The organism is Jiulongibacter sediminis (genome assembly GCF_001306455.1).
In the GTDB taxonomy this organism is placed as follows: domain Bacteria; phylum Bacteroidota; class Bacteroidia; order Cytophagales; family Spirosomataceae; genus Jiulongibacter; species Jiulongibacter sediminis.
On sequence record NZ_LGTQ01000006.1, the window covers coordinates 486,905 to 502,393 of the forward strand.

Annotated in this window: 12 protein-coding genes; 9 read left to right on the forward strand and 3 right to left on the reverse strand. The window is 39.1% G+C overall.

The features are described 5' to 3' along the window. The 8 genes from AFM12_RS08025 to AFM12_RS08060 all read left to right on the forward strand — a co-directional run bounded on the left by AFM12_RS08025 (position 1) and on the right by AFM12_RS08060 (position 9,562). Positions 1-990, forward strand: a complete 990-nt coding sequence (locus tag AFM12_RS08025) for a polysaccharide biosynthesis protein (RefSeq protein WP_055146379.1) — start codon at positions 1-3, stop codon at positions 988-990. Then, positions 983-2,110 carry a non-hydrolyzing UDP-N-acetylglucosamine 2-epimerase gene (wecB, locus tag AFM12_RS08030; protein WP_055146382.1) on the forward strand — a complete coding sequence of 376 codons (1,128 nt, stop codon included), beginning with the start codon at positions 983-985 and terminating at the stop codon, positions 2,108-2,110. The genes AFM12_RS08025 and wecB overlap by 8 nt, the downstream gene beginning before the upstream one ends. 1 nt (position 2,111) lies before the next feature. Further along, on the forward strand, positions 2,112-2,972 hold the full coding sequence (locus AFM12_RS08035) for an SDR family oxidoreductase (RefSeq protein ID WP_082391244.1): 861 nt from the start codon (positions 2,112-2,114) through the stop codon (positions 2,970-2,972). Between the two features lie 15 nt (positions 2,973-2,987). Then, on the forward strand, positions 2,988-4,202 hold the full coding sequence (locus tag AFM12_RS08040; RefSeq protein WP_055146385.1) for a glycosyltransferase family 4 protein: 1,215 nt from the start codon (positions 2,988-2,990) through the stop codon (positions 4,200-4,202). Between the two features lie 175 nt (positions 4,203-4,377). Beyond that, complete coding sequence (locus AFM12_RS08045; protein ID WP_055146388.1) at positions 4,378-5,673, forward strand: phage tail-like protein; 1,296 nt, start codon at positions 4,378-4,380, stop codon at positions 5,671-5,673. A gap of 59 nt (positions 5,674-5,732) precedes the next feature. After that, positions 5,733-6,635, forward strand: coding sequence for an NAD-dependent epimerase/dehydratase family protein (locus tag AFM12_RS08050; protein ID WP_055146391.1), 903 nt, complete (start codon positions 5,733-5,735; stop codon positions 6,633-6,635). Positions 6,636-6,642: 7 nt separating this feature from the next. Then, positions 6,643-7,584 carry an MraY family glycosyltransferase gene (locus AFM12_RS08055; RefSeq protein ID WP_157687329.1) on the forward strand — a complete coding sequence of 314 codons (942 nt, stop codon included), beginning with the start codon at positions 6,643-6,645 and terminating at the stop codon, positions 7,582-7,584. Between the two features lie 106 nt (positions 7,585-7,690). Beyond that, on the forward strand, positions 7,691-9,562 hold the full coding sequence (locus tag AFM12_RS08060; protein WP_229308473.1) for a polysaccharide biosynthesis protein: 1,872 nt from the start codon (positions 7,691-7,693) through the stop codon (positions 9,560-9,562). On the opposite strand, the gene AFM12_RS08065 is transcribed toward AFM12_RS08060, so the two are convergent. Genes AFM12_RS08065 through AFM12_RS08075 form a run of 3 tightly spaced genes read right to left on the reverse strand, consistent with a single transcriptional unit; the run spans position 9,552 to position 14,462 of the window. After that, on the reverse strand, positions 9,552-11,012 hold the full coding sequence (locus AFM12_RS08065) for a capsule assembly Wzi family protein (RefSeq protein ID WP_055146400.1): 1,461 nt from the start codon (positions 11,010-11,012) through the stop codon (positions 9,552-9,554). The genes AFM12_RS08060 and AFM12_RS08065 overlap by 11 nt on opposite strands. Beyond that, the gene (locus AFM12_RS08070; protein WP_055146403.1) at positions 11,009-12,475 is read right to left on the reverse strand and encodes a capsule assembly Wzi family protein; all 1,467 of its coding nucleotides are present in this window, start codon (positions 12,473-12,475) and stop codon (positions 11,009-11,011) included. The genes AFM12_RS08065 and AFM12_RS08070 overlap by 4 nt, the downstream gene beginning before the upstream one ends. Then, on the reverse strand, positions 12,450-14,462 hold the full coding sequence (locus tag AFM12_RS08075) for a T9SS type B sorting domain-containing protein (RefSeq protein ID WP_082391247.1): 2,013 nt from the start codon (positions 14,460-14,462) through the stop codon (positions 12,450-12,452). Before AFM12_RS08075 ends, AFM12_RS08070 begins: the two co-directional genes overlap by 26 nt. 461 nt (positions 14,463-14,923) lie before the next feature. Between AFM12_RS08075 and AFM12_RS08080 the strand changes: the two genes are divergently transcribed. After that, entirely contained in the window at positions 14,924-15,469 is a 546-nt protein-coding gene (locus tag AFM12_RS08080) for an SPOR domain-containing protein (RefSeq protein ID WP_055146408.1), read from the forward strand. Positions 15,470-15,489 lie beyond the last annotated feature (20 nt).

A 15,489-nucleotide genomic window follows, 5' to 3' on the forward strand; every position in this document is an offset into this window, starting at 1 on the left:
ATGGATTTTAAAAACAAAACCTTACTAATCACCGGAGGTACAGGGTCTTTTGGTAGTGCAGTCTTAAAAAGGTTTCTTGATACTGATATTAAAGAAATTAGAATTTTTAGTCGAGATGAGAAAAAGCAGCATGATATGCGTATTGCTGCAAAAAGTTCAAGAGTCAAGTTTATTATCGGAGATGTAAGAGACTATGATAGTATTTATTATGCATTAGAAGGGGTAGATTATGTATTTCATGCGGCCGCATTAAAGCAGGTTCCTTCGTGTGAATTTTATCCTATAGAAGCTGTTAAAACAAATGTATTGGGAACTGAAAATGTTTTGAATGCAGCAATAGCAAGAAAAGTAGGTAGAGTTATTTGCTTAAGTACAGATAAGGCTGTGTATCCTATTAATGCGATGGGAATATCTAAGGCCATGATGGAAAAGGTACTCATTGCGAAGTCCAGAGTGTCTGGAGAAACAAAAATTATCGGTACTCGATATGGAAATGTGATGGCATCCAGAGGTTCTGTCATACCTTTATTTGTTGACCAAATAAAAAGTAATAAGCAAATAACCATAACAAACCCGAACATGACCCGCTTCATGATGACTTTAGGGGATGCGGTTGAGTTAGTTCTTTTTGCTTTCACTAATGGAAACTCAGGGGATATTTTTGTACAAAAGTCACCTGCATCTACAATAGAAGAGTTGGCGATTGCTTTAAAAGAAATGTATAAGTCTGATGTACCCATAAATATCATAGGAACCAGACATTCTGAAAAGCTATATGAGTCATTACTCTCGAAGGAAGAGTTTATAAGTGCGGAAGATTTGGGAAACTATTATCGAGTCTTTGCGGATAACAGAGATTTGAACTATGACAAATACTTTGTTGAAGGAGAAAAAGACTCGTTAGTTAATGAGGACTACAACTCCCATAATACCAGACGGTTGTCTAAAAAAGAGTTGATAGACATTTTAAAAACTGTGATTGATGAGTAGAATGAAATTAATGACCATAGTAGGCACAAGGCCTGAAATTATACGACTAAGTGAGATAATTAAATTAGCGGATAAAACATTTACTCATATTTTAGTGCATACTGGGCAAAATTACGATTATCGACTTAATGATATTTTTTTTCAACAGTTGGGTATTCGCGAGCCTAACTTTTTTTTGAATTCAGTTGGAAGCTCTTTAGGGGAAACAATAGGAAATATAATTGCAAAGTCTTTTGATATTCTATCAAAAGAAAAGCCAGATGCTCTTTTAGTTTTGGGTGATACAAATAGCGTACTGTGTACAATTGCCGCTAAAAGATTAAAAATACCAATTTTCCATATGGAGGCCGGGAATAGGTGTTTTGATCAGAACGTACCTGAGGAAATAAATAGAAAAATATCAGATCATATAAGTGATATCAACCTTACATATACAGAACATTCTCGTAGGTATTTAATAGCTGAAGGTTATAAAAATGACCACATTTTTGTTACAGGTTCCCCACTTTATGAAGTTATTGTACGAAATAGAGACTCATTCTCGAATAGTGGTATTCTAAATACTTTAAGCTTAGAAAGGAAAAAATATTTTATCGTCAGTATTCATCGGGAAGAAAATATAGACTTGGGGAATAATTTTGAGGAGTTACTAGCTTCTCTAAATCAAATTGCAGAAGAATATAAAATCCCTCTTATTTTTAGCGTTCACCCGAGAACGAGAAAAAAGCTTAACAACTTAAGTATTAAATTACATAAGTTGATTATGCTTTCTGAGCCTTTTGGTTTTTTTGAATACTTAAAATTACAAAAAGAGGCTCTCTGCGTACTTTCAGATAGTGGAACAATTAGTGAAGAAAGTGCGATGTTGGGTTTTACTGCAATCAGCTTGAGAACAAGCACCGAGAGGCCAGAGGCTGTAGACTATGGCACAGTTGTCTTAGGTGGGATAAAGAGGGCAGAGATTTTAAATGCGTTATCAATTGCGATCAATACGGAGTGCTCAGGAGCTGATATTCCACCTCATTACTTAGTAGAAAATGTTTCTACTAGGGTAATTAGAATAATCCAAAGTTATACTCCAATTGTTAATCAGGTTATTTGGAGAAAGCAAAAACAGTAAAATGAAGAGGAAAATACTGGTGTTAGGTGCCAATGGTATGGCTGGTCATGTAATAATTACCCATCTAAGAAAGATGTCGGAGAAGTTTGAAGTCTATTCTATTGCAAGGACATATTCTGAAATTCATCCTACAAAATTGATGGATATATCAAACTTTCAAGAGCTGAGAGAATACATATATAGTATCATGCCTGATGTGATTGTAAACTGTGTAGGAATACTAAATAAAATGGCTGATGAAAGTCAAGATTTGGCAATATTAGTTAATAGTTACTTGCCACATTTTCTAAAAAACTTGACAAAGGACTTGAAATTAAAGGTCGTACATATAAGTACAGATTGCGTATTTTCAGGCAGAGAAGGGAATTATACAGAAAATTCTGTAAAAGATGGTACTGGAACTTATGCACAGACAAAATCTTTGGGCGAGATTTGTAACTCTAAGGATTTGACAATTAGAACATCAATAATTGGTCCCGAGTTAAATATCAACGGAATTGGCTTATTCAATTGGTTTATGCAGCAAAAAGGAACTATCAATGGTTACAAAAGGGCAATTTGGACAGGCATCACCACAATTGAACTTGCGAAGGCCACAGTCGCAGCTATAGAGCAAGATTTGTCAGGCATTTATAACTTGGTTAATGGCTCAAAAATATCAAAGTTTGATTTGTTAGTGTTGATGAATAATACATTTGTTAAAAGTCTCACTATCAAAGAAAATAGCGAATATGCCGTTGATAAAAGCTTAGTTTGTACCAGGGAAAATTTTGATTATGTAGTCCCTTCTTATGAGGAAATGGTAACCGAAATGAAAAGTTGGATAGATACTCATACAGGATTTTACGCCCACTATCTTTAGTTATAATATGCAGCTATGAAAATATTAGTCGTGACACAATATTTCTGGCCTGAAAGTTTCAGAATAAATGATATCTGTATTGGGTTAAGGGAGAAGGGGCACGATATCTCGGTTCTTACTGGCATGCCTAACTACCCTTATGGTAAGTTTTTTGACGGTTACTCTTTTCTTTATCCGTTAAAAGAGGAATGGAATTTCATCAAAGTATATAGGGCACCACTTTTTTCGAGAGGGAAGGGCTCAGGTCTTTTACTTGCTTTGAACTATCTTACATTCTTAATTTTTGGAAGTCTGCGTGCCTTATGCATAAACGAAAAATTTGATGTCATTTTAGTATTTCAACCTTCGCCCATTACTTCTGCCATACCGGCAATAGTAATTAAGAAAATAAGGAGAATACCAATTGCCTTATGGGTTCAAGACCTATGGCCAGAAAGTGTTAAAGCTGCAAGCAATATAGATAGTTCATGGATTATCCGTGTTTTAAATGAACTAACTAAATGGATTTACAAACATTCGGACAAAATATTATTGCAATCCAAGGGATTTAAGGAATATTTAAAAAAACAGGGTATTAATGAAAATAAAGTAACATACGCTCCTAATACGTGCGAGGATTACTATTCTGTAACAGCTCCATTGGATCGGCATAAGGAATACTTTCCGAACGGATTTAATTTTTTCTTTGCAGGTAATTTAGGAGAGGCTCAGGGCTTGCTAACATTGATTAAAGCGGCAGAAATAGTAAAATCGAAAACAAATAATAAAGTAAACTGGATTTTTGCTGGTGATGGTAGAATGAAGGAATTTTTAGTTAGAGAAGTCGATAATAGAAAACTGGGAGACAGCGTACACTTCATTGGCTCATTTCAAACTACTGAAATGGCGAGTATGTTTTCGTATGCTGATGTATTGATTGTTAGCTTAAAAAAGAATAAAATTTTTGAGTTAACGATCCCTTCTAAATTGCAGTCATATATGGCATGTGCGAAACCAATACTAGGCTCGATTGATGGAGAAGGTGCACGTATAATACGGGATGCTTTTTGTGGACTTGTGGCATCAGCGGAAAATGCTGAAGAGCTTGCAGAAGCCGCACTGAATATGGTCAGGATGAGTAAGGATGAATTAACTAAGCTAGGTTTAAACAGCTTAAAGTATTTTTCGGAAGAGTTTAGTCGTGATAAAGTTCTGAGAACTATTGAGACTCAATTAAGGATAATTTCATGAGCAAATAGAAAACATCGTTAATTAGTTTTTAAATAATTATTTCATGGTACGTTTGTGGCATTTTTTACAATCAACCATTGAATAAAAATTAAACCACTTATTACGTTTAGATACTAATTGGTTGTATTTTTATTTCGGAAATATCAATTCGTTTTAAAGCATTAATTAAAAACACATGAAAAACTTACACCCAAAATATGTATTTGTACTTCTAATTATAGGGGTTTTAACAATACAGGCCAAAGCCCAAAATGTTGGTATAGGTACTAAACAGCCAGATCAGTCCGCGGCCTTAGATATTCAGTCTATTGATAAAGGTTTGCTTATTCCTAGAATGACTTTAGAGAAACGGAATGATATCAAAAATCCAGCAAATGGGTTATTGATTTTTCAATCAAACGAGAAATCGGGTTTCTATTTCTTTGACGGAAATAAATGGTCTCCTTTATCTGCGACCGAAGCTAATTCAATCGCTGCCGCAAATCCCGATAATTGGTCTTTAACAGGTAATGCAGGAACATCTGAAGCAACGAATTTTATTGGGACAACTGACGCAGCACCACTGACACTGAAGGTCAATGCAGCTCGCTCGGGATTAATAAGCACTGTAAATGGGTCCCCAACTTTGTTTGGTTATTTGAGCGGTTTATCAACGACTACTGGTATTAATAACTCGAGTTTCGGATATCTATCAATGTATAGTAATACTAGTGGTTCACATAATGGTGCCTTTGGATATGGGTCTCTACAGAATAATACCACTGGAAACTACAACTTTGCCATGGGAAGTAATTCATTACTGAACAATACATCCGGTAGTTTTAATATGGCAGTTGGAGCTCATTCGCTAATCTTGAACAGTGTTGGAGCTCAAAATACTGCTATTGGAACAAATGCATTGCAGTCAAATACTGGGGGATCCAACAATATTGGTATTGGCTACAATGCAGGATATAGCAATGCCAATGGTGATGGTAACATCTTTATAGGAGCAAACGCAGGATTTAACGAGACTGGTAACGGTAAACTTTACATAGCAAACTCCAGTACTACCACCCCGCTTATCTACGGTGACTTCTCAGCAAAATTTGTCTCCATTGGTGATGTTGACCCTGCAAAGAGAGCTTCGGCGAATACAAGTGGCGGTTATAATCTTCTGGTAAAGGGTGGAATTTTAACAGAAAAGGTGAAAGTGGCTCTTGCTTCATCTGCTGACTGGGCCGATTATGTCTTTGACCCAAGTTATAAACTGATGTCTTTGGAAGAGGTCGAGTCCTTTACTAATGACAATAAGCATCTTCCGAATGTTCCATCGGCCGATGAAATGGCTGCTAGTGGTTTGGATGTATCAGCTACTTCAAAAATCTTTATGGAAAAGATTGAGGAGCTAACCCTCTACATGATTGAATTAAACAAGGAAGTAAAGGCTTTGAAGGCTGAAAATGAAATTTTGAAGAATAAGATCAATTAGTCTATGTTTTAAAATTTACAGGCCTCAATCGTTGTCATAACGGTTGAGGCTTTTCCTTTATGAATGATGTATTAATTTCTGGAGCCAGCGGTTTTGTTGGGAAAAATTTGATAAATTATCTGGATGAGAGACTTATTTCTCATAAAGAAATTTCTTTGAGATCAGGTGTTCCTGATTCCCTGCCCGGTGACACTTCGGTGGTGGTTCATTTGGCTGGCCTGGCCCATGACCTTAAAAATGTTAATAAAGAGGCGGACTACTTTCGCGTTAATACGGAACTTACTCAACAGTTGTTCCAGGCTTTCCTGCGATCTGAGGCAGATACTTTTATTTTCCTCAGTTCGGTAAAGGCGGTAGCGGATTCTCCTGGGAAAGAATTACTATTGGAAAACACAATACCCGACCCGGTCACGGTTTACGGCAAATCTAAATTAGAAGCGGAGAGGGCCCTTTTATCTCGTAAAGTAAATGGCAAAAGAGTCATAATTCTTCGGCCTTGTATGATTCATGGCCCGGGCAATAAGGGAAATTTAAATCTCTTATATCGCTGGGTGAAATCTGGCCTTCCCTATCCCTTGGGGGCCTTTGACAATGAGCGGTCTTATTTAAGTGTAGATCATCTTTGCTATGTCATCACTGAACTGATTCGGAACCGGACAATTCCTCAAGGGGTGTATCAGGTGGCAGATACCAATTATGTTTCCACGATTGAGCTCGTTAAACTAATCAGTCAGGAATTGGGCAAGCCTGTTCGTATTTGGAAGATTCCTGCACCTCTTATAAGGTCACTGGCCGAAATGGGTAATTGGCTTCATTTACCCTTGAATTCAGAGCGATTATACAAACTAACAGATGATTATAAAGTTTCTAATGAGAAGCTTAGGTCAGTCCTGGGAAATCCACCTAATTTTGAGGCTTCAGAAGGCCTTAGAAAAACCATTCGGAGTTTCGTTAATGAATAATTATTTGATGGCAGCACTCTTTCTGGCCTTCTCAGGTCTGGGATATTTATATATTGTATTTGCCCGAAAACTTCACATACATGATGTCCCGAATAACCGCAGCTCTCACAAGCAGGTAACGGTGAGAGGAATAGGAGTTCTCTTTCCGCTAGCAGTTCTATATTATGCTTGTGCTACCCAATTTCAATACCCTTTTTTTTTGATGGCCATTTTTACTCTGGCGAGTATTAGTTTTCTGGATGATCTTTTCACATTGTCTGGAAAGGCGAGATTCTTGGTTCAATTAATAGGAACAGGATTGATGCTCTATCAAATAGATTTAGAGAGCAATTTGCTCCTGCTTTTCACTTTGTTCTTTTTAGGAGTTGGATTTTTGAATGCATTTAACTTTATGGATGGTATCAATGGAATTACCGGACTTTATGGTCTGGTTGGGGCGGTTTCTTTATCCTATATGAATCAAAAAGTTAGATTCATTGATCAGCAGTTGCTTACTCTGCTAATGCTTGCTCTAGTGACCTTTTTATGGTTTAACTTTCGGAAAAGAGCCTTGGCATTCGGTGGCGATGTGGGAAGCATTTCACTGGCGGCTATACTATTCTTTGGTATCGTACTGCTAGGTGAGGCCGTATCCTGGAAATATTTGATGTTTTTCTCCTTGTATGGACTTGATACCGGCTATACGCTTTTCTACCGACTGTTAAAGGGAGAGGCTATCTTTGAGGCACATCGGCTTCATTTTTTTCAATTAATGGCCAACGAACTGCGAATCTCTCATTTACGGGTGAGTGTGCTCTATGCCGGACTTCAGTTGTTCCTGAATACAGTACTGGTCTTGAGTGATCAGTTGTGGATCGTTCTTGTGGTTCATCTTGTGCTGCTGGTAGTCATGCATAGGCTTCGTGCTCGTTTAGGAAAGGGAGTTCGTTGGATACCAAAGAATAAATAATGTTTTAGGGATTAAAATCAGTAGAAGGAAAGGGTTAATTTTAAAGTTGAATCCTTAATTATTTGGTATGATCCACAAGTTTACCTCCAGATTTGTTTCGAAATGGTTGATACTACTCGTTGATATGGGTATAGTGGCGGCCTCTTTTACCTTGGCTGCTCTGGCCCGGTTTAATTTCGAATTTACCTATGTTGATCCGCAACTTTTCAAATATCATTTGGCCTTAGTGGTCTTTTTTCGTTTGATTGGTTTCCTCATCTTTCAGTCGTATTCCGGTATTGTCAGACATACCAGTTTGGAGGATATCAAGAACCTCTTTAATGCCCTGTTGTTTTCCTCATTGGCTTTATTTGTTTTGTCATTTATTGGCCATAAAATGAATTGGTCGCTGTTCAAAATACCCTATTCTATCCTGCTGATTGGTTTCTTTATTGCCATGTTCTCCCTAACAGTGAGTCGTTTCATGGTCAAATCGGTCTATGAACGATTGATTACAAATCACAAGGACAGCAGACCGGTCATTATCTATGGTGCAGGTGATTTGGGAAGAATTACCAAAAATTCATTGTATAATGATAAAAGGTACAAATATAAGATTTTGTACTTTCTGGATGATAATCCACAGTTGAATGGGAAGTCCATTGAAGGGATCACTATTCTGAGTAAGAAAGATGGGCTAGAAGAGTTTCTGAAACGCCAAAAAAGACTTTTCCCTCACTTGGAAGTTATTTTTGCCATCCAGTCCATCAGTTCGGTATTGAGAAATGAAATCATTGATTCGCTGTTAAAGACCGGAGTTCCTTTGAAAATTCTTCCACCCATCAAACAATGGATGAATGGAGAATTAAAGGCCAGTCAGATCCATGAGATTAAAATTGAAGATCTTTTGGAGAGAGAGCCTATCAGTCTGAATAATCGCCTGGTCAATGAATACCTGAATGGAAAAAAAATCATGGTGACCGGTGCGGCAGGTTCCATAGGCTCTGAACTGGTACGTCAGATTTTAAGATTTGATCCTGAGGAATTGATTTTGGTCGATCAGGCGGAGTCTGCTCTCTATGATCTGGAAACCGAGATTCGCAGATTATCTTCCAAAAATCATTCATTGAAGGCTTCATTTCACATTCGAGATGTGAGTTCTGAGCATCGCATGGAGGAGCTGTTTCAGTTGTATACTCCTCAGGTGGTATTTCATGCTGCGGCCTATAAGCATGTACCGTTAATGGAAGAGGATCCCTTTAATGCCGTAAAAGTAAATGTGAGGGGAACGATGAACATGGCTAATCTGGCCCTGAAGTATCAGGCCAACCGATTTGTTTTCATATCCACAGATAAGGCGGTAAACCCGACGAATGTGATGGGGGCCAGCAAGCGGCTGGCAGAGAAATATGTACAAAGTCTCAATGCTCATCAAAATACCACTCGTTTTGTGACGACACGGTTTGGCAATGTACTGGGATCCAATGGTTCTGTCATTCCTTTGTTTAAGAAACAAATTGAAAAGGGTGGTCCTGTTACCGTAACCCATCCTGATATCATTCGTTATTTTATGACGATACCGGAGGCTTGTCAATTGGTGTTGGAGGCCGGTACCATGGGGAAAGGAGGGGAGATTTACGTCTTTGAAATGGGCGAGCCGGTTCGTATTGTCGATCTGGCTCATCGGATGATTCGACTCTCGGGTTTTGAGCCAGATGAGGATGTTCGAATAGAATTCACCGGACTTCGTCCGGGAGAAAAGTTATATGAAGAACTACTGGGCGATTTGGAGAAAACCAAAGCAACTCACCATCCCAAGATATTAATTGCCCAGGTAAAGCCGGAACCCCATGAGGAACTCCAAAGAGCTTTTATGGAGCTGTTAAAAGAGCTGGAAACAAAGAGTAAGGTGGAAATCGTAAGACACATTAAGGCCTTGGTTCCTGAATATGTGAGCGAGAATTCAGTTTATTCTAGCCTTGATGAGACTAAAAGCTAAGCTTTTTAATGACGGACAAATGTGCCCCTGTTCTGGAATTCCAAAAATCACCAATGTCTGAGGCTACGGAAAGTTGATAATTCATGCTATCTTTTTGATAGAGTACGCTAAGGAAAGTGGAATGATTTTTCAAAGTCTGCTTTGAGCCATATCTGCCCGGGCTTTCGATGAAACTATAACTTATATGTGCCTGAAGGTTTGGAAGCCAATAAGACAGCGAAGAGTAAATGACTTTTATACGGTTAAAGTATAGATAATTGGGATTAATGTTTGAGCCCTCAACGTTTGACGAAAACTGTCTAAAGGGCATAAGAAAAGGTGTACCCAGGGTGCGGCTTAGATACGTGTAACCATCTTCATACAAGCCATTGTTAAAATAATTGTCAAAACCCCTCAACTGTGGAATGACATTTCCTGATCCGGTATTGCCACCCTGATTTCGGGTATCCAAATATTCCAAACCAATCCCCAATCTGGAATTCTTAAAGCCAAGCCCCAGCAAACCATCTGAAATATTGTTTAAGTAAAACAGAGAACCGTCCTCATAAATGCTTTGACGATAAAGCATGAAAGTACCAAAGTGGGTGTTGAAATCCATAGCAATATCGATGGTTCCCAAATGATTGCCGGCCCGGTTAAAGGCTTCATTATAGGGGATACCATCCTTTATTTCTCCCGCATCCAGATTTTTGTTCAGACTTATTCCAGTAACTACGTTAATATAAGTTGATAGGTCCGATGGAAATGAAGTGATGGTTTGATCAGTCGGAGTATCATAAAAGGGCACCGTTGGTTTACCTCCCCACTGCACCTGATGATTAAAACCCGCATAAAACTTCATTCGCCATTGAGGTTTGCCCAAACGGGCATAGAAAGTTTTCTGATGCAGATAATAATTTTGTACAGAATCAGCACTTCCAAACCAGCCGTGGGCATAGGTACCTTTGATGTTCAAAAGTTTATTTTTTAGAATTGGAGTATAATTGGGGATACTCAATTGAACCTTGGGAAGCGGTAAGGCATTGCCTGACCAGATATAAGAACCTGAGCTGAGTGTCGAATCCACTAAACCCACAATTTCTCTTCTTCGACCTGCATAGAACTCAAAAGGCCCCGCACGCCCTTTTAAATAGGCCTCAGTCAACCTTAAAACGTTTACACGCCCAACATTACCATTTGCCCTAAGCCCATACCCCAAAGCCATTTTGTTTAACTTTTGATCAACTGAATAAGTGCTATCATATTCATGATGAGCCGATGCCATGACCTGAAGAACATTCCCTTCAAACGGGACTTCGCCATATTGATTGCTATGTAACCAAAAAGGCAATTGATTTCCCGAAGTGAGGTAGGTCGAGAGACCAGCCTGATAGCTGTTATTCCTTAGTAGGTTTTGACAATAGGTCAGCACCGGGGTGATGAGGAGCAATATGAAAAGATTATATTTCAATACAGTTGACGTTGCCAGGACAAAGATAGACCGATGTTTTGATCATACAAGCGACCATGGTCCATCATGAATTGTCCTGAAATAAGGCTGGATCCGGCTTGGTATATCAGTTGTAGACTCCCGCTGTATTGACTCAAATGAATGGAGCGGGAATAGGTTCCAAAATTCCGGCTATAAACCTGTTTAAGCGTGTAGCTCAGTTTAGGCTTGAGTTTTCCTTGGAGAGAAAGGTAATAATACTTTAAACGATTATTGAATCGCCTTTGATTTTGTCCTTCAAAAAGAATAAAGGGCGTTCCCAGTATTTGATTTTGGTATGACCAACTTTGGTATTGACCGTGGAAAAAGTAATTATCAATCTCACCGTAATTGCTTTCCTGGTATTTTCCAAAACGATACCGGCCCTGGCTTTTACTGTAAAAAAACTCTGCGGTAATATTTTGTAAGAATTTACCATTCGGCAGGCTTATGCTAATACCATGAAGGCCATCCTCGATATTATTTAAATTATAAAGGGAGCGGGCAAAGTCATAAGGTTGTTGTTTATACAATAACCAGACAGTATTCTCTCCTTTGTATTGAAAAGAAATATCAACTGAACCTAGTTGATTTCCTACTGCTAAGCCACCATCATATCCGGGCACTTTTGAGGGATCAGGGGGGGTGAATTTTTGAAGAAACGGTAAAATGATATACTGATAGGAGTAGAGCGGGTAGGGGGCTAATTTCCCAGCTATAGTTACCGTATATTGACTGTCGTCTTCAAGCAAGTCAGAATACCCGCCCCACATGACCTGATGGTTTATTCCGGCCGTTACCTGAACTTTTGAATTTGGCTTCCCAATTCTTCCATAAAGCCATTTTTGATGAAGCCAATGACCTTGTATTATGGAGTCTTTGCCAAACCACCCGTGCGAAATACCGGCATTAAAACTGATTCTATCCTTTTTACCAAGTGCAATATATTTTGGCGTATGGATCTGAATTTTAGGCATCGGCAAGGCATTACCGGACCAGATATAAGAGCCGGAGGTATGGGTGGTGTCAGTTAATCCAAATATTTCTTTCCTTCTTCCGCCATACAATTCCCAATGTTTATGCCGCAGTTTGACAAAGGCTTCCGGAACGATCAATCGTGTTTTATTGGATTGCTGTACAATGAGTTGTGCACCATAGCCCATCGAGAAGGGTTTTAATGTCGATTTTTTCTGAAAAAGGCTGTCATAGTCTTGCTGTACATTCAGATAGCCTTGTAAGAAATGAGGAGCATCAGGGTATTGATCGTAATCATTTGCTCTTAACCAGAAAGGAGTTGTACCCGCTGAGGACACTCCGGCTTCAAGTCCCAAATAAACAGCTGGTTTCAGGTTCTTTTGATGCTGACCGAAAACGACGGCACTCAAACCCAGTAACACTCCGAGGAAAGCCAGGCCTTTTTTAGCGTAGTAGGACCATATAACCATGTTTGTGGATTTCTTCGTTTTGTTTATTAGTGGCTTTTAGGGCATACAGATAGGTGCCACTGGGTAGGGGGCTTCCATTGAGCGTTCCGTCCCAGATCTCTTTAGGATCAGTGCTTCGAAAAACCTCATGAGCCAGTCGATCATAAATGAAAAGTTCGAAACTCGACAGTGAACTGAGGTTACCCTTGATTTCAAAAGTGTCATTTATTTGATCTCCATTTGGACTAAAGGCAGTAGGGAAGTAAAGGTTGGTCGATATTGGGATTAAGACCTGATTTGAAAAACTTTCAAGTCCCGATTGACTTATGACCTTCAATTTATATCTGGCGGAATTCTCGAACATTTCCAGATTGGGAGAATGTTCAAATTTCTCTGCAGGGAACGAGTTTATAAGTTCGAAACTTAACGTTTGTTCATTTTGGCTAAAGAGGGAATAACCTACAACTTCTTCTTTAGCAAAAGGGTTATTGCTAGTCCAATTCAAGGCTTCAGCATTTGCCGAGAGCTCAACAATACAAACCTCCGGGCTATTTTCACTCAAATTATGACATTGGTCTCGAAAAAAAACAGAAAAACAATTTTCATCATTTACAACATTGAAAATGTTTTTGTCGGTAGAAATACTATCCAAGGCAATACTTTCTCCACTTTTTACCAGCATATATTTCTCTCTTTCTATGGGCCAAACGCTATTATCATTGAAATAAATTGATTTAGATTCATCATCGTTATAGGTGATGTAGAGATCAGTTATTGCCGGAGGTTTGATTTCATCTAAGTCTGTGCAGATTTTGTTCGAGATACTGACACTCGAATATCCAATTGAAGCTCCAAACTTCGGTATCCCTGAGACAATTGTCTCTATTTGATAACAGTAGTTTTTAGTGCATTCTATGTCGTCTGAGAAGGGTGGTAAGATGTTTTCAATTTTCGAAACAACCCCATCTTCTTCCTTGATAAGGTTGTACGTTACATTTTGAGTTTCACCATTGGATCCAAATAGTGTGTTCAGGCCTGTCGGATGCAAGACCCAGTTTAAAACTGCAGCATCTCTTGTGATTTCCATAAACTTTAAAGGAGTCGTACAAACCTCTCCGGAACTTTCAAAGCAACCTCCGGAATTTCGGAAGGTAGCAAAACACATTTGGGTATCAACATTTTGATACTGAAGTGACGAAATTCCGGGGACAATAGTTGTCTCCGCCTGATTATTATTATAGGAGTTAGGTGGTACTCGCCTAAAAATCCTGTGATCAGTATCCAAGCCGTCGAAAACTAGTTCAATCTTTTGCTCATCTTCAATTAAATAAAGAGAGTCGATGTTCGGATAGTTTCCACCTTCGGTCATCTCTACATTCACTACAACCTCAGTAGCACAATTGACAGAATTGTCTGAAAATAGACCTTTTACAGTAATTGGTCTCTCTGATTGTTGGTCATTAAATGAATGTGACTTCTCTAATGGTAAACTGCTGCCAAAGTCAAGAGTTCCATCTCCCCAATCTATCTGATACGAATCAAAATTATTTTGAGGCAAAAGCGGAATGGTGACATTTATTCTGTTTCCATTGCATGAGGTGTAACTAAACACTGGCTTATTATTCGCCCTCACCGTCACATTCTTACACGAATAAAAGTCATCTCCGTTATTGTCTTTGCCGTACTGAAGAATGGTGTAGGTGGTGTTTTCGTCTTCTGCAAAATAAAGGTTTGTTGTGGAGGAAGTAAGGAGGCCAGAATTCAATACTTCATCAAGCGATTCTCCATTGTAATAGAAGTGGTATTGAACATTATTGAGACCGGAAGTATTTTTTACTTTAATTGTTAATGGTCCACAGCCAGAAGATGGCCCGTCAAATTCAAATCCACCAGGCGAAGCACTTTCGCACAAACTTTGTCCATGTATTGCCGTTGCAAAAAGCAACACAAACCCACCTGGGAACAAGAGTTTTCTGACAAAATAGTATAGGCGATAGAGGATTTTCATCCGGTCATCTTTAAAGAACCTTAAAGTTACAGGCTTTTGAGGGCTTTTTGAAATATTATTATTTAATGGTTTTTTGGGAAGACAAGAGATTTAAGACGCAAGACAAGAGACCCTCTACCGTTCGGCCCTTCGGTCCCGGCTTATAGAGGCCCAAACCAGTTATATAAAAGTTTGCTTGAAAGGCTTGTTTTCCTTCGACATATATTATTGGAACACTGATAGTACGGATATAACTGATTTACATAGATCTTGTTTGGGATGGTGTCCAGTCAACCCTATTCAAGCATAGACAAACACCTGTCATCGGCCATCCGTCATCGGTCATCCCTGTCCGGCAAGCGGGTGTTCTCCAAAAACACCCGTCATCGGTCATCTGTCATCCGTCAAAGCTCCCCTTTCTACATGTTCCCTTCTCCTTTCTCCAAACTTTACCTTAACTTTGCTTTTCTTTTTAAATCGTTATGAAGCAAGTCCTATTTGTCGTCCTTCTTTTGAGCCTGGGTTCTTGTGCCCGGAATATCAGTTCGGGTTCCGGGAATGGCGGAGCTTTGAGTTCCTATGCCGAGGATTTGTCTGCAGTACGGCCTGTCCCTGAAATTGAGTTGCCAGCTACTGAAGAAGAGGGAGCTGATTTAGAAGAAAATGAACTAGAAGAGGCGGCCTACTTATCCGAGGGCTTGACTAATGAGAATGAGCGAATTGATAAAGCGATCGGTGAGATCGCTGCTTATAATGCCACGCAAACCGATGCTCCGGGTTTCAGAATACAAGTATTTTCCGGGAACAGTCGGGGTGAGTTTGAATCAGCCAAAGGGTATTTATTACAGCACTTCCCGGAGCTTGAGATTTACGAATCCTACAGCCAGCCAACGTATCGGATTAAAGTCGGGGATTTCCTGAGGCGGATGGATGCTGAGCAATACTATTCTTCACTACGGTCGCGGTTTAGTTCCTCAAAAATCATGATGGAAACTGTAAACCTCCAAAATGGATTGAATATCAACTAAAATTTCACAGTTATAAAGCG